The 23,028-nt window shown below is 52.9% G+C and carries 20 protein-coding genes; 8 read left to right on the forward strand and 12 right to left on the reverse strand.

The window, feature by feature from the left end; translation table 11 throughout:
- Nucleotides 1–44: 44 nt before the first annotated feature.
- The 6 genes from HNR65_RS10840 to HNR65_RS10865 are packed head-to-tail and all read right to left on the reverse strand — an operon-like array spanning nt 45 to nt 6,654.
- Nucleotides 45–1,418 carry a hypothetical protein gene (locus HNR65_RS10840; protein ID WP_181551519.1) on the reverse strand — a complete coding sequence of 458 codons (1,374 nt, stop codon included), beginning with the start codon at nt 1,416–1,418 and terminating at the stop codon, nt 45–47.
- Nucleotides 1,415–1,957, reverse strand: a complete 543-nt coding sequence (locus tag HNR65_RS10845; RefSeq protein WP_181551520.1) for a hypothetical protein — start codon at nt 1,955–1,957, stop codon at nt 1,415–1,417. The genes HNR65_RS10840 and HNR65_RS10845 overlap by 4 nt, the downstream gene beginning before the upstream one ends.
- A gap of 30 nt (nt 1,958–1,987) precedes the next feature.
- Nucleotides 1,988–2,869: a hypothetical protein gene (locus tag HNR65_RS10850; RefSeq protein ID WP_181551521.1), complete on the reverse strand. Its 882-nt coding sequence runs from the start codon at nt 2,867–2,869 to the stop codon at nt 1,988–1,990.
- On the reverse strand, nt 2,866–3,939 hold the full coding sequence (locus HNR65_RS10855) for a hypothetical protein (RefSeq protein ID WP_181551522.1): 1,074 nt from the start codon (nt 3,937–3,939) through the stop codon (nt 2,866–2,868). Before HNR65_RS10855 ends, HNR65_RS10850 begins: the two co-directional genes overlap by 4 nt.
- A gap of 34 nt (nt 3,940–3,973) precedes the next feature.
- Nucleotides 3,974–5,116, reverse strand: coding sequence for a type III PLP-dependent enzyme domain-containing protein (locus HNR65_RS10860; protein ID WP_181551523.1), 1,143 nt, complete (start codon nt 5,114–5,116; stop codon nt 3,974–3,976).
- 2 nt (nt 5,117–5,118) lie between these two features.
- A complete protein-coding gene (locus HNR65_RS10865) occupies nt 5,119–6,654 on the reverse strand; it encodes a class I adenylate-forming enzyme family protein (protein ID WP_181551524.1) in 1,536 nt (511 codons plus the stop codon).
- A 521-nt stretch (nt 6,655–7,175) separates the two neighbouring features.
- On the opposite strand from HNR65_RS10865, the gene thiM reads away from it, so the two are divergent.
- Nucleotides 7,176–8,012 (forward strand): hydroxyethylthiazole kinase, encoded by an 837-nt coding sequence (thiM, locus tag HNR65_RS10870; RefSeq protein WP_181551525.1) that lies wholly within the window; start codon nt 7,176–7,178, stop codon nt 8,010–8,012.
- On the opposite strand, the gene HNR65_RS10875 is transcribed toward thiM, so the two are convergent.
- Complete coding sequence (locus tag HNR65_RS10875; protein ID WP_181551526.1) at nt 7,966–8,376, reverse strand: PGPGW domain-containing protein; 411 nt, start codon at nt 8,374–8,376, stop codon at nt 7,966–7,968. The genes thiM and HNR65_RS10875 overlap by 47 nt on opposite strands.
- A 6-nt stretch (nt 8,377–8,382) precedes the next feature.
- Nucleotides 8,383–9,963, reverse strand: a complete 1,581-nt coding sequence (locus HNR65_RS10880; RefSeq protein WP_181551527.1) for an HAL/PAL/TAL family ammonia-lyase — start codon at nt 9,961–9,963, stop codon at nt 8,383–8,385.
- Nucleotides 9,964–10,264: 301 nt separating this feature from the next.
- Between HNR65_RS10880 and HNR65_RS10885 the strand changes: the two genes are divergently transcribed.
- On the forward strand, nt 10,265–10,588 hold the full coding sequence (locus HNR65_RS10885) for a hypothetical protein (protein ID WP_181551528.1): 324 nt from the start codon (nt 10,265–10,267) through the stop codon (nt 10,586–10,588).
- Between the two features lie 42 nt (nt 10,589–10,630).
- On the opposite strand, the gene HNR65_RS10890 is transcribed toward HNR65_RS10885, so the two are convergent.
- Complete coding sequence (locus HNR65_RS10890) at nt 10,631–11,341, reverse strand: cytochrome c biogenesis CcdA family protein (protein WP_181551529.1); 711 nt, start codon at nt 11,339–11,341, stop codon at nt 10,631–10,633.
- Here HNR65_RS10890 and HNR65_RS10895 point away from each other — a divergent pair.
- A complete protein-coding gene (locus tag HNR65_RS10895; RefSeq protein ID WP_181551530.1) occupies nt 11,330–11,719 on the forward strand; it encodes a hypothetical protein in 390 nt (129 codons plus the stop codon). The genes HNR65_RS10890 and HNR65_RS10895 overlap by 12 nt on opposite strands.
- Nucleotides 11,720–11,935: 216 nt before the next feature.
- Here HNR65_RS10895 and HNR65_RS10900 read toward each other — a convergent pair whose 3' ends face one another.
- From HNR65_RS10900 to HNR65_RS10910, 3 genes are all read right to left on the reverse strand, one after another.
- Entirely contained in the window at nt 11,936–13,630 is a 1,695-nt protein-coding gene (locus tag HNR65_RS10900; protein WP_181551531.1) for an FAD-binding oxidoreductase, read from the reverse strand.
- Between the two features lie 91 nt (nt 13,631–13,721).
- Nucleotides 13,722–15,278 carry a glycerol-3-phosphate dehydrogenase/oxidase gene (locus tag HNR65_RS10905; protein ID WP_181551532.1) on the reverse strand — a complete coding sequence of 519 codons (1,557 nt, stop codon included), beginning with the start codon at nt 15,276–15,278 and terminating at the stop codon, nt 13,722–13,724.
- Between the two features lie 44 nt (nt 15,279–15,322).
- Nucleotides 15,323–16,285 carry a sulfite exporter TauE/SafE family protein gene (locus HNR65_RS10910; protein ID WP_181551533.1) on the reverse strand — a complete coding sequence of 321 codons (963 nt, stop codon included), beginning with the start codon at nt 16,283–16,285 and terminating at the stop codon, nt 15,323–15,325.
- Between the two features lie 113 nt (nt 16,286–16,398).
- Between HNR65_RS10910 and HNR65_RS10915 the strand changes: the two genes are divergently transcribed.
- From HNR65_RS10915 to HNR65_RS10935, 5 genes are all read left to right on the forward strand, one after another.
- The gene (locus HNR65_RS10915) at nt 16,399–16,563 is read left to right on the forward strand and encodes a hypothetical protein (protein ID WP_181551534.1); all 165 of its coding nucleotides are present in this window, start codon (nt 16,399–16,401) and stop codon (nt 16,561–16,563) included.
- A gap of 219 nt (nt 16,564–16,782) precedes the next feature.
- A complete protein-coding gene (locus HNR65_RS10920) occupies nt 16,783–17,223 on the forward strand; it encodes a hypothetical protein (RefSeq protein WP_181551535.1) in 441 nt (146 codons plus the stop codon).
- Nucleotides 17,224–17,330: 107 nt separating this feature from the next.
- On the forward strand, nt 17,331–18,590 hold the full coding sequence (locus HNR65_RS10925) for a TolC family protein (protein ID WP_181551536.1): 1,260 nt from the start codon (nt 17,331–17,333) through the stop codon (nt 18,588–18,590).
- A gap of 56 nt (nt 18,591–18,646) precedes the next feature.
- Nucleotides 18,647–19,897, forward strand: a complete 1,251-nt coding sequence (locus HNR65_RS10930) for an efflux RND transporter periplasmic adaptor subunit (RefSeq protein ID WP_181551537.1) — start codon at nt 18,647–18,649, stop codon at nt 19,895–19,897.
- An 11-nt stretch (nt 19,898–19,908) separates the two neighbouring features.
- Entirely contained in the window at nt 19,909–23,028 is a 3,120-nt protein-coding gene (locus tag HNR65_RS10935; protein ID WP_220128363.1) for an efflux RND transporter permease subunit, read from the forward strand.

The raw sequence follows: 23,028 nt of genomic DNA on the forward strand, positions 1-23,028 counted from the left end.
GAAACTGTGGCGCAGAAGGCATACTGGCCGTCATCCAAGCCGGTTTAAGGGGCCTGCTGACCCTTTCGCAACATTTTTACAAGCCTATTTTCACTGATGTCCTGGACGCCTGATCGACCTCTTGAGAAAAAATCTTTCAATACCAACCGTTTAAATGTCCTCGAAGCATAATAACTGTTCAGCAGATGTCTGTCCTTAGTACCGCCGGCGTCAGAGCCGGAATAAAATATCATGCGGGATAAATTCATTATCATTGGCATCATTTGGGATCCTTCTATGTACATATTATTCTCCGGATGAGGAATCGCAGTTTCCAAGAGGGGCATGAAACCGAACCTCTGCCACATCGCGGTAGTATAATCGAAGGAATAACTGGCTACGATGACCACGCCCTGTGAAAGCAGATAATCGAGTGCACACTTAAACAATCCCTTGATCAGTGCCTGGTTGTATCGATAATTCCTGGCAGTGGAGAATTTTCCGATTTCTCCGATCCGGCCGCACGCTTTTATGGAGTTGCAAGAAACTCCTGATTTTTCTTCACTTTGAAGTCCCCAAACCGGATGATCCATGTACACACATACAGTGCCGATGGGTTTATCCCGGTCATAGGCGATAAATCGGTGTATATAAGGGATGCGTTTCTCATCTCCTTCTTTGTATTTCTTTTTGATCTCTTCCAGACTCAATGCTTTTCCGGATTTTGAATATCTCCTGTGTTCATTCAAGTACTGCTGAATGAGCAGGTTATAAAAGTCCTCCGCTTTCTTTTTATCATCTGGGGAGATCCGGGAAAATGTGTGCCCGTTGTATTCAAAAGTCTCCAGTAACCTGCTGATCGGCCATAAGCTGTAAAAGTGGAAAAATAGGGTCGAAAATATTCCAATCACCATTAATCCGAAGGGAATCAGGATAAAGGAAAGATGTGGTATGAATATAAAACTCGAGATAGCCGCGGTTATGTATAAAACAGTCCACAGAATTGATGTGGTCCAGTGTAGAGCAAGCGTATCTTCCTTTCCAAGTGTGTAGGCAAGTGTAAACGGACGCCTGTTCGCAATCGAAACCATGGCCAGTACGGCGAAAGAACTGTAAATGCAAGGAGCAATAAAAGCTATCCAGGCTACTGGGATACCGGCCAGGGTTATGGAGCCTATAAGCAAATAAAGGATTATGGTACCGATGATGATATTGGGCCTGATACCGATACGCCTGTATTTCCAGTAAAGGAAGAGATATAGAACAAGATTGATCAGCCAAAAAGTTTTAAGCGGCGTAAAATACACATTGAAAAAGGAAATCAGCGCTATGGCAAGATTGCCGACCATGAGAAGGACTACCCGCTTTTGCCGGTTCTCCGGAGGACTATATTCGCTTGGGCCGGGATCTTCTTTAATTTCACCCTTGCCTGTACTCAATTTGAAACGTCTCCGGTAGGCTCGAAATTTGTTTGCAGGATTTCGATGCGCCATTGTGAAAGCATTTGAACGAATTGATGAAAGACATGTAATGTGGAGGATTCCGCAAAACAGTCCACATTGATACTGTTATCTCCCATTTCCTGGGGATGTCGGATGAAACTGTCCCTTATGGCAAGAACAGAAAATGAAAGATTCCGTAGCTTCTCGAATTCGGAATTCACATCGAGGCACAAAAAAACTTTTTCATGGAGCAAGGTCGGAGTAACACGGGCGCCGCTCGGCATGGCAATTTCAACAAGAATAAAGTCAAGCTCCTCCATGTGATTCAAGACAAACTGAACCATGCGACTCAAAAGGTCAAAGTGCTCGAAAAAATTCAGATATACAGGTATTCCGCGGATTCCGTGGAAGCCGGATGCATTCCGGTAATCACTTTCGGAGCTGAGGGGGAATGCGCGAAGGCTTGCAAGAGTGGCCTTTCTCCCATAGGGCCTCCCAATCAAGCGACCGGTAAAGGACATGTGCAAATGAGTCATATTTTTTCAATCGTAAGCATTTGGATTGTTTTAATCACCAGGGCCATATCGGGCCTGATCGGACCAATTCCTGTCCAGCATAAGAATGGTATCTGGATTGACCACTGCCTCGAGTATCGAATAATATCCGTTCAATGCTAAAGAGCACGCGAGATAGGAGTTATTCAGCGGTTTGCCGGAAGAATCCAGCTCTGTATTGTTTAGAATCGAAAGCCATGGGTCACTGCCAAAGCAATGCCCCCATTGCTCGTGATCGTTTGGCAGAATGTGAGATTTGTTCAGAACCGACGCCAACATTTCGCGAATGCGTTGGGGAAATAATGGCAGTGTAATTGTGTTGCCGGGATAATTGACTGCCGCTTTCCGTATAGCAATGGCAAATGCCATCATTGGGTTGTGTCCGGAGGCAAAACCGGTTATCAATCTATCCTTGTTTTCCGAAACTCTTTCGATCAGCAGGGTGGTTATGCCAAACCCGGAATGTTCCCAGTTTTCATTGTAGATCCAGAATTCAAAATTATAGACATTGGCGTCAATAACACTGATCAAAACAAAGCGGGTGTCAGGATGCTTTTGAAGGTGATACCGGATCGCATATCCCCATGAAGCACACTCGTAGGCATTGACGAAAGCAACTGGTATGGGGTGGGATATAATTTCCGCCACAGAATTGTTAAAGTTTGAAACATTGATATCTCCAACTGTGAAACATGTATTGACAATGGTTGAACATAAGTAGTGGCCGGAAATCGACTCGGGTGGGGCATCAGGTACCAGGTCCAGCAGTTGACGGGCCTGCCCTCCGACTTTTCCCGAGAAATGTGCAAGCGTATCAGATATGCTGCTGTTTGAAGACAGCAAAGGGCTGTTCAGTTGCTGATAAAACAGTCCTCTTATAAGAAAAGAGTTCAACTTTTCCCTCTTTTATTGTGTATTTCAAAGTAACATCGGTAAGAACTGCCTTCCATTTTACTAAGCCCCATTAGATCTCTTTGATCGTGCCAGTCCCGGGCACCCGCATTTGCGACAATATCGATCAGGATCTCGTTGCAGGCGAATTTAAGGGCCAGAACCTGGTCAACCGAACTTTTTGTATTATGGCTATTCCGGGATAAGGCATTGGAAATGCAAAGAAGGTTTTCCAGTGCATCTTTTTGATAGTCGAGAAGCGTTATCCGCTTTTCATCAAGAAGCCAGAATACATGTCCGATAATTGCCCGGACAAGTCTCGGGCGGCAAAGGGTCAAAAACGTATTTACGCCTGTAAGTCCGCCTCTGGTCAGTTGATCTTCTTTCCTGGCGGGAATTTCGCCTTTGACATTGCCGAGGAGGATGCTGCCGTCAAACCAGCGCTCTCCGACCGGCTGTTTGTCCAGTTTATTACATTCATCTGGACCTATAAGGAAAGTCAGTGGTATGAAGGATGTGCCCCTGCGAACCACAATTATTGCAAAGCCCATTTTATTGGCTGAAATCGCATGGATTTTATCGATAATCAGCCTGGGATTTTTTCCCCCCGCAATCAATTCGGAATTCCAGTTCAATAAATTCGGACCGCCTGTATCGGTCATGAGGAAACATCCGATTAAATCGCTGGCGACCCATTTTTCCACTTTTTTTTGTTGGTCTTCATTTCCCGAAAGCCTCAGGATGATAGAGCCGAACAGACCGGTCAATTCCTGGAGATAAGGACCAATCCCATGTTTTCGAATTCGTTTCAATAATTGCTCAATTGCCTGGAGCTGAACAAAATCAAAATGCTTCTGTTTTGTCATCCGGTCGGGCTTTTTCTGTTCGGCCGGCGATTTAAAGGTATCCTCGATGATCATTCTGGCGTCCAGAATCCTTACACATCCCTTCTGAATGATTCGGCGCAATGGATCTTCCACCAATCCGATTTCATCCAGAAGATTAAGAATTGCATTACTTGATCTGACCAGCATAAAGCGCTCTATCCATGTGTTAAAAATCTGCTGTTTCAATACCCCATTGGATCGCACCGGATTTGCTGACGGCTTAAATAATGTACTGCTTCGCATCCGGAAGTGATAAAAATCTGGAAACCGAATAGCTGTAATTGTAGGCGCCGCAATAATCGAAAATGAAATAATCGCCTTTTCCCGGCTTGGGATTTCCTGCCGGGATAAGTCCGAAAATATCATCTTTCGAGCAGGATGGCCCCACTAAGAGCATCTCGTCCGATAGCAATTTTGTTTCGGAAACGGCTGAATGAATCCGGGGTGTTTTATACCTTTTGAAAACATTTTCCGTTTTTGCCAGCAGAAAATTGTGAGTTATACCGCCGTCACATATTCCAAATGCCTTGCCGTCGATTTTTTTATCATTTAGCATCCGGGTCAGATAGTATCCAGCACTACCGAACACCCCCCTTCCGGCTTCATGGACGAAATCAATATGTGAAGGCAGTCGGGAAAGATGTTTTCTGTAAGAGGTAAAGTCAATCCCTTCATCGCGCCATTTTTCACTGAATCCACCGCCAAGATTAACCAATGATATGGCGTCGCCGTATCGGGTCTCGACCTCGGAAATGATTTTCCTGATCGGAAGCAATGACAATTCCGCTTTTTCCCTGAAGCTGTAAGAGCCGTTGAATATATGCAGCCCCCTCAAGCCGAGGCCCAGCTCATGAATCATTCGGATGGCTTTGCAAATCGTCTCCCAGTCCATTCCGAAATGATCCGGACGAAAAGCGACATCCCGTGAACTGAATTGATTCAGCAGCGAATTGTTCAGACGGAGAATTATCGGCTTTATCTCTGTTTTTGACATAAATTCTGATAATTTTTCTATTTGTTGCAGGTTATCCGCTACTATCGTTGCTTTGGATGCCAATGCCGCCCTTATTTCTCTTTGCCCGCAGGAAGGGTTGTTTAGAAAGATCTCTCCGCTTGTCCCAATGACATCATTTAATTCCTTGAGAGATGCGACTTCAACCCCGTTGCCCATGACATGGTTGCAGCGGGTCAACAATTCGACGCAGGAATTGGCTTTAAAAGACCCGATTAAATCCGTGCCCAGGCACTCTTTCAGGTCTGTGTAATTTTTGATAACTTCTTCTACTATGTATACATAGCAGGGGGTTTCGAATATCCCGGGATTTTCAATAATGTTTTGAATTATCTGTTTAAAGCCTCGCATTTCTAACTTCCAGGGATTGTGTACGGATTGCTCTTGTATTCCTCGATCAGACGCTTTTTATCTATCTTACCGGTACTTCCATAAGGAAATGCATTGATGAAAAATATTGCCCGGGGGCTGTAATCCGATTCGAGCCCTTCTTTGAGCCAGAATAATAATCTATTTCTTTCAGCCGGATTGTCTTCGGATAATTCTACGAAAGCACATGCGTATTCAAGCCCATCCTTCCTGGTTTCTCCGACTACGCTTACCATGCGTGCATTATCATGCTGATTTATGACTTCTTCTATTTCTGCCGGATAAAGACAGTATCCCCCTTGCTTGATCAATTCTTTTGATCTTCCCTTGAAATAGAAATATCCATCCTCGTCTCGAATAAACAGGTCTCCGGTCTTCAGCCATTTTTCATCCCGATATCTGCCCGGGTAAAGTCGACAAACGCTTGATTCGTCTTCATGGCAATAACCCTGCATAACAGAAGGTCCCCGAACGAAAAGTTCGCCGATCTCATTTGGTGAAGCTTCATGGTAGATGCCCATATCATTTGTTTCTTTGTCCAAGTCTGCCGGTTCATTCCTTACGAAAACGCGTGCGTCAAGTCCGGGTATAGGGATCCCGACCGACCCCATTTTTTTGTCGAGGTCCGCTGGCGGGAGATAAAGGGCACGTTTGCATTCGGTAAGACCGTACATCGGGTAAATTTCCAATTGCGGCAGAAGTCTTTTCAATTCCTTGATCGTATCGGTGCTCAGGTGTCCTCCCGTATTGGTCAGCTTGCGAAGTTCGGGAATATCGTTTTTCCGGTACTTCAATATTTTTTCAAGCATCGATGCCAGTGAAGGTACAACCGGAAGAACTGAAACTTTATATTCATTTAATAAATTGATCAGTTGATAGGGTTGAAGGGGGGCATCGTGTAGTACAGTTTTCAAGCCTGACGCGAAGGAAAACAAGACCTGGTATAAGCCATAATCGAATGTAAAAGGAAGAATGTTTAAAATGACATCTTCCTTTTGAAGCCCGAGATAAGAAATGATCGAGTACATTGAGAAGATAACATTACTGTGACTAAGCATTATCCCCTTAGGTTTGCCCGTACTTCCGGAGGTATAAACAATCAAGGCGAGATCAACCCCGCTGACAACAGGGTTGTTTTTTAGCTCGAGAGGATGATTCTCCTTTTTATAACTCCGAACAGGCGAAAGCGTTTTTGTATCCGGATCCAGGATATACTTGGCATTGCTGTCAGCGGCAATATTTAAGATGCGCTTTGGCTTTAAAGTATTTTTTACGGGGACGACAACTCCGCCTCGCCCCCAGACAAAAAGCATGGCACAAACAGAGTTCACAGTATTGGTTGTTTTAATAATGACTTTGTCACCATGACGTAACAAAGAAAAAAGATTTTCAAATTCGGTGATTTTCGCCCCAAGATCCGAACATGAAAATTCATTTCTGCTCTTTACCTCAATGAGCGTACCCCGCCATGCACCATCTTTAATAGTGTAACCAATTTGGGTAAGAGTGGATAAGTACATGATCAAAAACTCAACCATGAGTGTTAACAATGATTGTAGAATCAAAACCAAATTTCGCGATGTATATATGGTCTTTTTTCTATAATGTCAAGGGGGAATTTTATGAAAAATAGAACGAAATAAGGGCTAAATTTTTAATTCTGAGAATTGGTCGGCCATATCCTCAAACTGCTGCTTTAAAGCCGCAGTTGATTCCGTTCTGAGGCGTAACGCGTTTGGGCGAGGCTGTATGAACAGTTTTTCCCTGTTTGTCAAAAATAAAGATTAGACCCCTGTAAACTCAGAGACCGGATGCTCAAAGTCGGGTGTGTTGTCGGCCCCGTGCCATCGAGCAGTGTAGCATAAAATGCTGTTTCGCCCGTGTGGCTCTATGTTAAGGTCAATTTGGCGCTTCAGAAAATTGAGATTGCCGGATATGTTCCACAAAATTCGTATTTGCGACCCTGTATTTGGATTTTTCAAAAATAAAGATTTGACCCCAATAACGCCCCAATAACGTACATATAAGGTCAATCAGGGACATGGAAAACAAAACCATTGAACTGCTCGGGCAGATCCGAACAGATGCGCCCCTGGTGCACAACATCACCAATTTTGTGGTGATGAATTCTTCGGCCAATATTTTGCTGGCCCTTGGCGCATCTCCGGTGATGGCCCACAGCGCCGACGAAGTCGGGGAAATGGCGGCCATGGCCGGGGCCCTGGTGTTAAATATCGGCACCCTGGATCAATGCTGGCTGGATGCCATGATTTGCGCTGGTCTGGCGGCAAACGAAAAGGGTATCCCGGTTGTGCTCGACCCGGTGGGGGCGGGCGCCACGCAATTTCGCACCCATGCTGTGGAAAAAATCATGTCTGCGTGCCGGGTTTCGGTGGTGCGGGGAAACGTCTCTGAGGTGCTCTCCCTTGGGTCCGCTGATGTGCAAACCCGGGGGGTGGAATCCTCTCTTGGCCTCTCAGATGCCGTTGCAGCGGATTTAAAGGCCCTGGCTTATTCAAAAAGATGTATTATGGCCGTATCGGGCAAAGAAGACTGCATCACCGACGGTGACCGGGTTTTCCGTGTGGAAAACGGCCATCACCTCATGACACGCGTCACGGGCACGGGATGCGGCTTGTCTGCGGTTACAGCGGCTTTTTGTGCGGTTGCATCGGAGCGGCTCCTTGAGGCGACAGTGGCGGCGTTTGCTTTTTACGGACGATGCGGGGAACTGGCTGCGGCAGCATTTGACCGGCCGGGCAGCTTTTATACCGCATTTCTTGATTGTCTTTATTCCGCCGGGGAAGCTGAAATCACCAGGGGGCTGAAAATCACAGAATCAGCGGGGGTTTCCCCCGGCGCAGGCGGTAGCGGTTAATGATTTTAAGGGTGGGCCCCCGGGAGATCAGCCATCTTTCAAGCCTGAACTTGCCGGGAAAATTCATCAGCCCGAGGCCGATGACGATGGTCAGCAGGCCCTGGCCCGGGGTGAGCAGCATCACGAGGCCGGCCAGAACGAACACCGCGCCGGCTGCATTTTTTATGATCCGTAGCAGGAGCCATGCCGGGGTTGAACGGTTGCAGTCACTGCAGATGACGTTTCGTTTCCGGCCGCGGAAGTAATCCGCCGGAATCCGGAGCACCAGCCAGGGTATAATGGCCAGGGTGGCTGCAAACGCGGCCAGCGAACCCCCTGCTATCCAGTAAAAAACCGTCTCATAAGTCTGGAACCACTCAAACATGATGGTTTATCCATGTTCTTTCATGACCGTGGATTGCGGATGAAACAGTTCCGAGTTTGCAATGGCGGATGACAGATTGGCGATATCAGCATCCATGGGCCGGTCGGCGGTGTTGGGTTCTGCGATTTGGCGTATTGCGGCCGCAACCCGGGAAAGGTGCGGCCGCTGATCCAGGCGGCTGCGGATTTCACAGGCCTGCACTCCGGCAAGCAGGCATACGGCAAGGGTTTTTTCCGCCAGAAGGCAAACGCGACAGGCGTCTCTGGCGGCAATGGTGCCCATGCTGACCTTATCCTGGTTGTGGGATTCAGTTGAGCGGGAAAATGAGGCCGCCGGCATGGTTTCTTTCAGCGCCTCTGCCGCAAGGGCCGATGCAGTGATGGACATGGCCTTGAATCCGTGATGAAAGGGCTGCTCGGATTCCTCCACCCGCACCAGGTCAGCGGGCAGGCCCCGGTTGACATTGGCATCCACCATGAGGGCCACCTGCCGGTCGGCCATGTCTGCCACTGAGGCCAGGGCGCTTTTGAGCCCGTCCATGGCAAAGGCCACGTGCCCGCCGTAAAAATTGCCGCCCATAAGAACGCTGCCCGATTCGGGATCAAACAAGGGGTTGTCGTTTGCGCTGTTGGCCTCGGTATGGATCCAGTCTGTCACCCATTGCAGGGCGTCTGTGAGAACACCGATCACCTGGGGGGCGCAGCGCACCGAATAGGGATCCTGCAGGGTTTCAGGTCCTGAGGCGGTAAAATTTTCCGGCGGGGCATCTGAGGCCAGCAGTCCGGCGATCCGCTCTGCTGCCGAGCCCTGGCCGGGATGCGGCTTGACCCTGGATATGACCTGATCATAGTGATGGGTGTTGCCGCCTATGGCATGGATGCACAGGGCTGTGGCGCAGGCCGCGGCATCCGCCAGTTTTCCGGCCCGGTCCACAACCATGGCCGCAATTCCTGTCATCATGGCCGTGCCGTTCATGATGGCCAGGGGTTCCTTGGGCAAAAACCGATGAGGCGTGATGCCGGCCTGGTCCAGGGCCTTTTTGGCCGGCATCTGCCGGCCCTGGTAAAAAACCTGCCGCTGTCCCATCAGTACGGCAGCCACGTAGGACATGGGGGTCAGATCCCCGGAGGCGCCCACCGAGCCTTCAGAAGGCACCACCGGCGTGATGCGCGCGTTTAACAGCTCGGCGATTTTTTCCATCAGATCAAGGGACACCCCGGAGTATCCCCGGGAAAAGCAGATCAGCCGGCATATCATGGCCGCCCGTGTCCCGGTCTCACCAAAAGGTTCGCCAGTGCCGCATCCGTGAAAACGGATCAGGTTCAATCCGTTTTTTTCCGCCACTTCGGATATCATCCTTTTGCCGCAGCATTTGCCAAATCCCGTGGTCACCCCGTAGACGGGCCGGTTCTGCTCCATGGCCCGGGACAAGACGTTGCGTGAGGCGTTGATGTGTGCGGCAAACTTCCGGCTTTTATCCATTTCGATTTCAGCCTGCCCCCGGGCGGCTTCAACGATCTGCTGCACTGAAATCTGCGACCCGTTGATGACAAGCTTGTGGCTTTGGCTGTTGCGTGTGTTTTCCATATTCAAAAGGGCATCCTTGTCTGCGTGTGGCTCCGGCATTGGTGCTTGGGCAAAAAAACGCATCCACCTTATACCTAAATTGATCGATTTTCAAGTTTGGGCCGCGGCGTTTTGCGGAAAATGCAGCTCATTGTTTTCTGCAGGGAAAATTTTGCATGGGCGGCGGTTCTGATATGGGCACTGTCTTTAAGGCGGCCCTTTTTGGACAAAATCTCTTCAAAGGATTATGGTTTTGTGCGCACAATTGAATGATTGTGATTTTTCAAAGCTTAGACCACCATGAAAAAGGGGTTGGATATACATGGAAAATGAGATACCGGCATTTGTCCGGCAATATGTACAGGACGCAGTCGAAGTTTTCAACAGCGAGGAAATCGGAGAATCGGGCAAGGCCTATCATGTACGTTTTGAGGGCGGCTATGTCTATGTGGACCGCGATGACGGCATGGGGCCCTGGCCGGTTCTCCGCCTGGGCTATACCGGGGATATGGCCGATTGGGAACTGGCCATATACAAATACAGCGCAGAAGACTATGACCCCGAGGAAAGTTTTTTCCCCGGTGCGGACCTGGCTGACGGCACCATTGAAGGCGCCCTTCGCGCAGGGATGAAGGCATATGCATAACGGGCCGCTATTTGGCACTTTCTGCACATGGGTCAGTTGCCGTCATATGACTCCGGTAAACGGGCCGGCCATAAAATAGACGCCCAGCAGGCCAATGACTGCACCGGCGCCCTTGCGGAACCATGTTCCGGCTCCCTGCCAGGCGGCACTTTCAGTGAGCCTGCGCACCGCAGCTGCCGAACTTCCGGCAAAAACAATGGGCAGGCAATGGCCCAGGGCAAACAGCAGCATCATCACGGATCCGGCAAAAATCTCCTGCTGTACGGTAACAATGGCCAGGATCGGGGCAATAAAGCCGAACGTGCATGATCCGGACAAAATCCCGTAGGCCAGGCCCAGACCGAAGGCCCCGTGGATGCCCCGGAGGTTGAGCCGGTAGAGCAGCCCGCCGGACATGGTGCATGCCTGCACCCCCATCATGCCCAGGGCCACCCAGATCAGAACCCCACCCACGGCCACCTGGAGCCATATGCCCACATCGCCGAGCATGCGTCCCAGCATGGCGCAGATAATACCAACTGCGGCAATGGTGATAAACAATCCCAAAGAAAATGCCCCGGCATACCATCCTGCCCGTTTCGGGTTCACAGCCGACTGCTGGCCGCCTACATAGGCCACGATCAGGGGGATGGAGGCCAGGTGACAGGGAGAAAACAGCACGCTGATCATGCCCCAGGCAAAGGCGCCCACTCCGGCAACAGCCAGGCCGCCGCTCATCATCTGGTTTACGGTGATCAGAAATTGGTCGAACATATCGTTATCCGCTCCTTTTGCGGCAAATGGTCAAAAGTTTTGATACAGGAAAAGCAAAAATCAGGAACAGGGCCGGTCAAAGGCCCGCCCGTGCTTTGTTTTTTGATTCGGAAAAAGGGAGCTATTAACAGATATAGACGCAATAAAGGCAAAACAAAGGCGGATGGCGAGATATCAGGGATGGGTTGGGTGCAGGGCTGCAGGTTTGAAAAGCGCCCGGCTTTACGGCACTCTGTGCTTTTGCCGATATGGCCGGCGATAAGGTCGGATAGCGGTTTTCGTTATCCGGGCGGCGGGAAGTTATTTCCGGCAAAAGAAACAAATGGTGTTCTTTTGACCGGCAGGATGTCAAATGGCATTTCCCGGAAGCCGGCATGACGATGCCTTTTTTCCCGGAAGTCTTTTTTTCGCATCCGGTTTTTACGGCCTTGTCCGGCAGCACGGCGCATGCCCCGGCCGGGATCATGCTGATCACCAGAGCAATGGAAATGATAAAGATGGATATCCTGTGTTTCATATGAATTGCGTATTTTGATCCGGTTGAAATAGAATCATTCATTTATGAAAGAATCATGTAAAAAATGCAAGCCGTTTTTATGCATTCAATCCCAAAGTGCCGCCCGGGTTCATGATGTGACAGGGATCAAAATGGTTTTTGATGGCCCGCAAAACAGCCATTTGCTCTGAGCCCAGGTGGCGCTCCATCCAGGGACCCATCATTTTACCCACCCCGTGATGGTGGCTCAGAGATCCGCCGTGCTGCTCGATCCGGTCGATGATTGCCCGCTGAAAGGCCAGGAAATCTTCTGTGGGCATGGCCCGGCAAATAAAGATAAAGTACAGGTTGGTGCCCTGGGGATAAAAATGGGAGGCATGGGTCATGCAGATGGTCCGGGGATGACCCTTGATATAAGAGCGCACGCCCTGGTACAGATGGTGCAGTTTGTCCCAGGTAACCGAGGTCTCCAGGGTGTCGATAATGATGCCGTAATCGTTGAGGTCCTCGCGCATGTAGGGATCGCCGAAGCGGCCGTGCATCCACTTGTTCATGGGGTAAGCGGTGAGGTACAGGCCGCCGTGGGAGCGGCAGATTTTTTTGATGTTTTTTTTCACCTGGGCTGCGAAATGCCTCTGGCCGTCGGCCTGGCCGATGAGCAGGCACCGGCGGCCCGGGCGTTGGCGGCGCAAGGTCATCAGCCGGTCCAGGTGTGATCCGGCAATACCGAACATTTTCATGGCCATGTCGGTTTCTTCCGGGTCGGAAATGCGCAGAATCGAAGGCATGCCAAACTCCCCTTGGCAGATTTCCCGAACCGATGCCACGGCTGTTTCCCAGTTCGGCAGCATATAGGCAAAGGGCTGCCCGTTTTGCGGAAAATGGCGAAAGACTTTCATGGTCACCCCCACCAGCACACCAAAACAGCCTTCGCTGCCCTTCATGATATCGTTGACCTTGGGGCCGGTGGCGGTGGCCGGAAAGGGACGGGTGGAAAAGGTCCCGGCCGGGGTGACGTACTCCTGGCTGATGACCAGGTCATAGGCGTCGCCGTAGTAAGAAGATGCCTGCCCGGCACCCAGGGTGACCACCCAGCCGCCCACAGAGGAGTGTTCAAAGGATTGGGGAAAATGGCCGCCGGTGTAGCGATGGGCCGCGCCAAAGCGCTTCGGGGCGTTGTTTAAGGCCGCTTCATAGTCCGGCCCCATCAGGCCCGGCTCCACGGTGATGGTCTGGTTGGTTTCGTTAAACTCCAGCACCCGGTTCATGTGGGTTCCCAGGGCCAGGCAGACACCGCCGCGCACGCATTCCAGTCCCAGGGTCACGGAGCTGCCGCCCCCGTATATATAAATGGGAATCTTTTTTTCGTGGCACAGGGCCACGATGCCCTGTACATCGTTTTTATTTCGGGGGTGGACCACCACGTCGGCCAGGTTTTCGAGTTTGCCTTCCCGCAGTTTGAGAAGGTCTTCCATGGCCTTGCCCGAGGAGAATTTCAGGCGGTCAAAGGTTTTGGTGGAGATATTTTCCGAACCCACGATCTGCTCCAGGGCGGACAGCTCCTCGCCTGACAGCCCCGGGGCAATGTCTTGCGCAACCGGTTTTTCCCCGGTTTGGGCCGGCTGCTGAAAATCAGCATCGGTCAGTTCCAGGGCTTCCCTGACGGCCCGGTAAAAGCCCGGGCCGGGGTGCTTGGTCTGATCCGGCGCCCCCCATTTGAAAACAGACCGGAACGTGCCTTTTTCCGGCGGGGTGTCGATCCAGTTGGGTGTAAATGATTGGCTTTTGCGCATAATATCTCCCCAGGTAAAACTTTCGTGCAATGACGGCGGCATTTATTCCGGAGATCCGCACCGGCAAACCGAATTTTTTCCGGTGTATTGGTTATCTTTCCGGCGGTCCATAGTATCGTCGCCAGGTTTCCAGGTAATCGGTTTTCTCTTTTTCCCAGCGGTGCTTGTCCCATCCCAGGGCCGGCCGGCACAGATCGCCGATGGCATCCAGGTGCCGGCGGCCGCCTTCCGGGGCCAGCAGTCCCAGCCGCACCCGGCGCAGCAGCAGGTCGGTTAAGTGGTGTACCTGCTCATGGGCTGCGGCAAAGGATATTTCTGCCCACAAAATATTGGTCTTTGGAATGACTGCAGGGGTGTGTTGACGGCAGAAATCCAAGATGATATCTGCCTGACGGCCGTAGCGGCCATAAAGCCGCTGCCGGGTGGCCGGCGTCAGTAAATTTTTCAGGCCCGGGCGTTGGGCCGGAGGGGTAAAAACCGGATCCCGGTCCGGGGGCAGGGCGCATTGGGGCAGATTGTCCGCTGCCGCTTTGAGCGCGTCCCGGGCCAGCAGGCGAAATGTGGTGAGCTTGCCGCCGGTAACAGTGACCAGGCCCTGGTTTTCCCAGACCACGTGCTCACGGGATTCATGGGACGGATCGGCTTTGCCGCGGCTGAGCACCGGCCGCACCCCGGCAATGGAAGCAAAAGCATCAGCCTTGGCAAGGGGCAGTTCCGGCATGATAAAATCCATGCCCTCCATGAGGTAATCGGCCTCGGCAGCGGTGATGGCCGGATCAGTATCCAGGCCGCCGGCATGATCCACGTCTGTGGTGCCGAGGATGGCCACCCCTTCCCAGGGAAACATGAAGACCGGCCGCTTGTCAGCCGGATGCATGAAACTGACCACATGGTCTGCGGGAAAAGCCGTGCGGGGAAAAATCAGGTGGCTGCCGCGCAGGGGCCGCAGGTGCAGTCCATGCCGGGGAGATGGGTGCAGGGTTTCGGCCCATGCGCCGGTGGCGTTGATAACGGCTTTGGTGTGCAGTTCGGCGCTCCGGCCGGTTTCCGCGTCCCGAACGGCCACGGCTGCAACCCGGCCCTTTTGATCCCGGATGATTTTTTCAGCCGCAGTGTAGTTTTTGGCAGTGCCTCCTGCGGCCGCGGCTTCATTGATCAGCCGCAGCACCAGCCGGGCATCGTCTGTCTGGGCGTCCCTGAAATAAAACCCGCCGCTGAGATTTTTTTGGCGAAGACCGGGAATGCGGGCGCTGATCTCGGCTGCATCATAGGCCTGGTGCTGTTTTTCTGTGGCCATCAGGCTGTATACGGTCAGACCTAATGCCATGATCGTTTTGGACGGGCCGAAGTCTGTGAATACCGGCAGAAGAAATCCCAGGGGATCGACCAGGCCCGGGGCTTCGGCCAGCAGCCGCTGGCGTTCTTTGACTGAGGCGCGGGTCAGCAGGGGTTTGCCTTCTTTCAGGTAGCGCAGGCCGCCGTGGACCATCTTGGACGACCGGCTGGAGGTTCCCCAGGCAAAGTCGTGTTTTTCCAGCAGCAGCACCTGAAGGCCCATGCGGACGGCTTCACTGAAAATGCCGGCGCCGGTGACCCCGCCGCCGATGACGATCAGATCCCAGTTGCTGTCTGCTTCCAGTGGCTTCATGATGCAAATCCGTGATCCACCATCTTTATCGGAAAAGGGGCTTTTTAATAGCCGAAAAAATTGGCGACATATTTCAGGGCAGTAAATACGAGAATAACCGCCAGCATCCACTTGATCTTTGCAGCCGGCACGAATTTCTGGCATCTGGCGCCCAGGTACATGCCGGCCATACCCCCGGCACCGAACAAAAGGCCCAGCATCCAGTCAGGCGCCACGGACATGGCCGGGTAAAACGGGGCGATGGCCTGGTAGAAGACAACGCCGGCAACAGAGGTCACAAAGGTGCCCATCAGTGCAGCGCCCGCCACGGTGTAGACCGGCAGGCCGAAAAAAGTTACAAAAAACGGGGCGATAATGGATCCCCCGCCGATGCCGTAAATGCCTCCCACGACGCCTACAATCAAACTCAGGCTAAAAATGCCCCAGAACGAGACATCAAATGATTGGTCATAAAAGGTATAGCCCAGGCGCTTGAGGTTGAAATGGGTCACCTGGATTGGTTTTATGTCGCTTTTGTCGGCTGCTTGCACTCTGCCGGCCTTTGATCTGTGGCGCCTTACCATCTCCTGGAAGCGTTTTTCACTGTCGGCCTGGGCTCCCCGGCCGGCATTCCTGCCCAGAAGCTCCCGAACCATTTTTGCCCCGATATACAGAAGCACGAGTGCGGCAAAGAGCTTGAAATGGCGTGAGTCCGGCAGCCAGGCCACGCGCACGATTGCACCGATAAAAACGCCGGGAAGGGTGCCTGCAATTACAATTGCGGTGAGGGGCCATACCATGCGGCCTTCCCGGAAATAACGGTACACTCCGCTGGGAATGGCCACGACGTTGAAAAGTTGGTTTGTCGCGCTAACCGATGGGGTGGTGTAGCCAAGAAACGTCATTTGGAAGGGCAGCAGCAGAAAGGCGCCCGAGACTCCCCCCATGGATGTAAAAAAAGAGATCACAAACGCTACAATGGGGGGGATCCATGGGGAAACCTCGATCCCGGCGGTCTGGAAAAACACGGGATACCTCCTTAAAAACCTTGGCTGGTTATTGACACCAAAAATAAGATTTTCATGTCAATAACGCATATAATTTAAGCCATTGCAAGAAATACCTTTTTCGGCAAAATCAAATGATTGAAAAGGCAGGTATCCAGGCCCGGGTGAAGCTGTTTAACCTGGATTGGCATCGGATTGCCACGGTTATCACAAGCGGCAGCCTGGCCATCGGCACAATCCCTTCGGCGGCTTTTTCCAGTCAGGTTCGAGAAATGGCCACGCCTATACTTATCCATTAAATCATTGCCCTGATTCAAAACAATGCTCGCCAGTGCCTGGGAGAAAAACACCGCCGGCTTTACGACTGCCGGTCTTCGTCCAGCCCGTGAAACGCGGCAATGGCAAACCCGTTTTCTTCAAAATGCTTATCATTGGCTTGAATAAAAAGTTGACATGATGGCTTGCAGAAGCTACAGGCGGGCCTCAGGCAATAAAGTCGTATTTTCCGGAGGAGTCGAATGAATAACCCTGCAAAATTATATCGTCAGGCAGCTGCACTTCTGATTTGTTTTTGCCTGCTTGCCATGGGCAATGCGGAGGTTTACGCCATCTGCTTCAGTCAATCCCACCCCGGCAGTTTTTCGATTCATCAACCCTGCGGTTCCAAAGACCATCATGTGACACACAAAATGCCGTCTGCACAGCGGCAGGGTTTCAGTCAGAAATGCTATGCCGATCAATACGGCCACGAAAATCACTGTCTGGATGTTTTATTGTCTGCTCCTGCCCAAAACATTCAAATTTCCCCGGCTGCACAACTCCCGGCCGTCATGGATTCGGGCGCATTTCTCAATACAGATGTCATGGCGTTCTTTTACACCCGGCGCCTTCCTGCTGTTTCGTTGTTTCCCGCACCCTCGCCGCCAGTTATTCTCCAGACCCAATCCTTTCTGATTTAAGCCGCTTTTCGTTTTTTTCTTTTCTTCTTTGACAGCGTTTTATCTGAATTTGCGCAGCGGCCATGCGCATCCGTATGGCGTGCTGCAACCCCAAAAAAGGAGTATTCATGCGTTGTTGTCTGATTGCGTGTGTTGTATCCGTGGCTTTTGCCGTCTGTTTTGGATTGCCGGATTCGGCGTTTGCCGGATCCTCTTCCGGTGTCCTTTCCCTGGAGCAGGCGATACAAAAAGCCATGTCGGTCAATCCCGACATTATTGCCTTTAAAAAGGAAATTGAGCGGGCCAAAGCCCGTCAAAAACAAGCCGGACTTTACCCGAATCCGAACCTGGCTTTTGAGCTGGACGGCTTTGGGGGAAGCGGCCCGTTTTCCGGTACGGAAAATGCCCAACGAACGGTTTCCCTGGAGCAGGACATTCTGCTGGGCGGGAAAATCAAAAAACGCCGCCAAATGGCTGCCGAACAAATTGAAACCATTCGGTGGAAGATGAAAAGCCTGGAGCAGGATGTCCGGCAAGGGGTGACAAAGGCCTTTGTCGAAGTGGCCGGCGCCCAGCGGGCGCTGGATCTGCAGCAGGATCTGGTCGATTTGTCCGGGCGGGTGTATGACACGGTTCTGCAAAAGGCGGATGCGGGCAAGGTGTCGCCCGTAGAGGCGCTCAAAGCTGAAATCGAATTGAAAAACAACCGCCAGGCCCTGCAGCTCCTGAAGCGGCGATTGGAGCGGGCGAGAAAAAACCTGGGGTTTTTCTGGGGCACTGCCGAACCGGATTTCAGGAAAGTTAGAAGCCGCCTTGACCGCAGGCCCGATCTGCCGGCGCTTGCGGTACTGGAAGCCGGTTTTGAAAAAAATCCCGATATTGTGCGTTTTGCGGCGGAACAAAAACTTCAAAAAGCCAGATACAATTTTGAACGGGCCCGGCGCATTCCGGATTTGTCTGTATCCGGCGGCTACCGCCAAATACCCGAGACCGACGACACGGCTTTTATCGCTGAGATTACCATCCCCTTGAATATCTTTGACCGCAACCAGGGCAATATCGAAGGGGCCCGTCAGGCAATGGCCCAGGTTTCCGACCGTCGCGCTGCTACGCTCAACCGTCTGCGCCAACAGCTCAATGCCGCATTCCAGGATGCGCTGGCCGCCGAAGATGAGATTTTGTCCCTTGAAAAAGACATCATTCCCGCCACCCGCAAGGTATTTTCCGCAAAAAAGCAAGGCTATCAAAACGGCAAATTTCCATTTCTGGAACTGCTCGACGCCCAGCGGGTGCTTTTTGAAAGTCAGCAGCGATACAACGACGCCCTGGTCGCTTATCACCTGGCCATGGCAGAGATTGAACGGCTGACCGGAAATTCGATTGAGTAACCGGCATCCGGCAAACAGGCATTAATGAATCGGGTTTGGAAACAAGGAGATAAAAAATGAATCATAAAGGTAAACGCTATTATACGACCCCATTGGTTGCAATGGCAGTGGCGCTGACCATAGGGTGTGCCGTACTGGTTCCGCCGGGTCTGTACGCCGGCGATGCCCGGGCGCAGGCCCAAAACGCCTATGAACATGCTGAAGATATCCAGCCCGAAGACGGGCATTCGGAAAACGAAAGCGGCGAAGAAGAAGGGGTCCACATGAGCGCCGCGCAAATCGAAGAATTCGGAATTCAGACGGCCCCTGCCGGCCCGGGAGAGATCCATATCCAGACTGAACTGCCCGGTGAAATCGTCTCTGACCCGGACCGGATGGCCCATGTCGTGTCCCGGGTGCCGGGCTTTACCCGGGAAGTGCTGAAAAAAGCGGGTGATGCGGTCGCTGCCGGGGAAGTACTGGCCGTAATCGACAGCCGGGAACTGGCGGATGTGAAATCCGAATACCTGACGGCGCGCAAACGGTTGGATTTGGCCCGTGCCGGATTTGAGCGGGAAAAACGGCTCTGGAATCAAAAAATTACCTCCGAGCAGGAATTTCTGGATGCCAAAACCGCCATGGCAGAAGCCGACATTCAACTCTACAGCGCCAAACAGAAGCTTTTGGCCCTGGGATTTGACGCGCAATATGTGGCCGGTCTGTCGGACCAGCGCAAGGAAAGCCTGACCCGATACAACATCACTGCGCCCACCGGCGGTATTGTCACGGACAGAAATCTTTCCGTGGGGGAAGTCGTCGACTCCCAATCCGATGTGTTCGTGGTGGCTGATCTCTCCCGGGTATGGGTGAACCTGACCGTTTACCAGAAGGATTTGGGCGCTGTTGCCAAAGGGCAGCCGGTGACGATCGTTGCCGACAAGATCAACGCCCGGGCCGAAGGCAGAATCGATTACGTCAGTCCGGTGGTCGACGAGGCCACCCGGACGGCCACCGCCCGGGTGATATTGGACAATTCAGACGGCCGCTGGCGGCCCGGGCTTTTTGTCACCGGCAAAGTCGATATGAAATCGACCCCTGCCGATATCATGGTGCCCAAGTCGGCCATTCAGGCCATCGATGAAAAGCCGGTCGTATTTGTCAGAACGGGCAATGGGTTTGCCCCCGCGCATGTAGAGATCGGAAAGCGCAATACCACGCATGTGGAAATTGCTGCCGGGATTGCACCGAATACGCATATTGTCGTGACCCATACGTTTATGCTCAAGTCGGAGCTGAAAAAGGAATCCATCGGCGGACATAATCATTAAGAGGAAAAATCATGATTCGGAATATTATCCATACCGCCCTGGCCAACAAGCTGCTGGTGGTCATCTCCATCGTACTGGTTTTCGGCTTCGGCGTTTACGCCTACCGGAGCCTGCCGGTGGATGCCTTTCCGGATGTATCGCCCAGCCTCGTCCAGGTCTTTACTGTCACCGCAGGCCTGGCCCCCGAAGAGGTCGAAAAATACGTCACCTATCCCATTGAGGCCAAGATGACCGGTTTGCCTAAGGTGCGCGCAATCCGGTCCGTTTCGAATTTCGGACTGTCGGTGGTCAATATTTATTTCGAGGACGGCACCGACATTTATTTTGCCCGGCAGGTGGCGGGCGAAAAACTCGGCGAAGCCCGCGAGCAAATCCCGGAGGGGTTCGGTGACCCGCAGATGGGGCCCATTGCCACCGGCCAGGGGCAAATTCTTTACTATTATCTGAATGACACCACCGGAACCTATTCCCTGACCGAACTGAGAACCTTCCAGGACTGGATCGTGAAGTTCAATCTCCAGACCGTTCCCGGGGTCACCGAGGTGCTCGGCATCGGCGGTCACGAAAAGCAGTTTCAGGTGGTGGTGGATCCGGATGCCCTGCTGCGCTATAAGCTGTCCCTGCAAGGGGTTATTGAACAGATCGGAAAAAACAACCGCAACGTCGGCGCCCAGTTCCTGGAGCAAAACGGCGAGCAGTTGATCGTCCGTTCCGAAGGTTTGGCCGAAGGCCTTGCCGATCTGGAAAAAATCGTGCTCAAAAGCGCAGGCGGCCGGCCGGTTTATCTCGCCGACGTGGCGGATATAAAGATCGGCGGCGCCATCCGCCGGGGGCTTCAAACCCGAAACGGCGAAGCGGAGATCGTGGCGGGCATGGTCATCAAGCTGATCGGCACCAATTCGTCGACTGTTATTGCGCGGGTCCAGGAAAAACTGGCGGAAATCCAGAACAGTCTGCCGGAAGGTGTCGAAATCGTGCCGTTTTACGAGCAGAAAACCATTGTGGACGCTTCGGTCAACACGGTCACAACCGCCCTGGTCCAGGGTATCGGGTTGGTGCTGGTGGTGGTGTTCGTGTTCATGGGCGGCATCCGGCCCAGCCTGATTGTGTCCCTGGCCATTCCCTTTTCCGTATTGTTTACTTTCATCGTCATGCGCGTCACGGGCATGTCCGCCAACCTGATGACCCTGGGCGGGGTGGCCATTGCCATCGGGATGATGGTCGACGGCACCATCGTGATGGTGGAAAACGCCGATCGCATGCTGCGCCGCTCCGACCCGGACGAATCCGTATCCCACGTGGTTTCCCGGGCCTGCCGGGAAGTGGGACGGCCGATTCTGTTTGCCATCAGCATTATTATCATCGTGTTTCTCCCGCTGTTTACCCTGGAAGGGGTGGAGGGCAAGACCTTCCGGCCGCTGGCCTACACCGTATCCATTGCCATGCTGGGAGCGATGATCTACAGCATTTTTCAGACGCCGGCGCTGAGCGCACTGCTGCTCAAACGCCCCGGCAGCAAATCCTCGGGGCCAACAGCGCCGGCGCCGAAAGAACCCCTGGTGGTGCGGGCGCTGCTTAAACCCTATAGGCCGCTGGTCGGATTTTTCGTCCGGTTCCGGTGGCTGGCCGTCAGCCTTTCCGTGCTGCTGCTTGTCATCGGGGCGCTCATCTATCCGCGTCTCGGCCAGGAATTCACCCCGCGGCTCCTGGAAGGCGATATCATGGTGAACCTCACATTTGCGCCCTCGGCATCCATTTCTGAAAGCAAGCGCAACGTGATGCTTTTGGAAAAGCGTTTTCTTGCGATACCGGAGGTATCCGAAGTGGTCAGCCGCATCGGGCGCGGCGAGGTCGGGGCGCATTCGGCGCCGGTGAATGTCAGCCACATGAATGTGTTGTTAAAACCCGAATTCGAGTGGACGGATGCGAAAACGCAGCCCGATATCGAGGCCAAAATCCGGGAGAAACTCAAGGGGTTTCCCGGGGTTCAGGCCAATATCACCCAGCCGATCCAATTGAGCGTCGACGAGCTCATCGGCGGCGTGAAAGCGGAGCTGGCCGTGAAACTGTTTGGCAACCGCATCGGCACTCTCAAGGAGAAAGGCGATGCCATCGGCGCCGTGCTGCGCGATGTTGCCGGCGCAGCAGACGTTCAGGTGCAGCAGATGACCGGTGCGCCGCAGCTCATCATCCGCCCGGACCAGGAGGCCGCGGCCCGGTATGGCATAAACATTGCCGATATCCAGGACGTGATCCGAGCCGCAGTGGGCGGAGTGGAAGCCGGGCAAGTATTTGAAGGCATTCGCCGGTTTGACATTTACGTCCGATATGAAGCCTCAGCCCGAAGCACCCCCGAGGCCATCGAAAATATTATCGTGCAGACCCCGGAGGGGGTTCGCCTGCCGCTTTCCGAGCTGGCAACCGTGAAAACCGTGGTGGGCCCCCGCCAGATCCTTCGGGAAAACAACCAGCGCTATATCGCCGTTCAATGCAACGTGGTGGGCCGGGATATCGGCAGCTTCGTGGAAGAAGCCCAAAAGCGGATTGCAGCCGACATCGACCTGCCGGCCGGCTATTTTATCAACTGGGGCGGGCAGTTTGAACTGCAGCAGCAGGCCAACCAGCGCCTGGCCATCGTGATTCCGGTCACGCTGGCGCTCATCGCACTGATGCTCTACATGAGCTTTAAGACATTTTCCAGCACCCTGCTCATCCTGCTCAACATCCCCCTGGCCTTAGTCGGCGGGGTGGTGGCGCTTTGGATTGGCGGGCAGAATCTTTCGGTTCCCGCGTCAGTGGGATTTATCGCATTATTCGGAATTGCCCTGGAAAACGGGATGGTGCTGGTCACCTATATCAACCAGCTCGTCCGGGAAGGCGTCCCGGTCAGTGCCGCATCGATTCAGGGGGCCTGCCTGCGGCTGCGGCCGGTGCTCATGACGGCCGCGACCACGGCCCTCGGCTTAATCCCGCTGCTGCTTTCGTCGGGCACGGGCAGCGAGGTGCAAAAACCCCTGGCCGTGGTGGTCATCGGCGGCCTGGTCTCTTCAACTTTTTTGACCCTGCTGGTGCTGCCGAGTCTTTATAAATGGTTTGCACCGCGCATTGAAACCGAAACCAACGGGAACTAA

It is taken from the genome of Desulfosalsimonas propionicica, assembly GCF_013761005.1.
Classification (GTDB): Bacteria; Desulfobacterota; Desulfobacteria; order Desulfobacterales; family Desulfosalsimonadaceae; genus Desulfosalsimonas; species Desulfosalsimonas propionicica.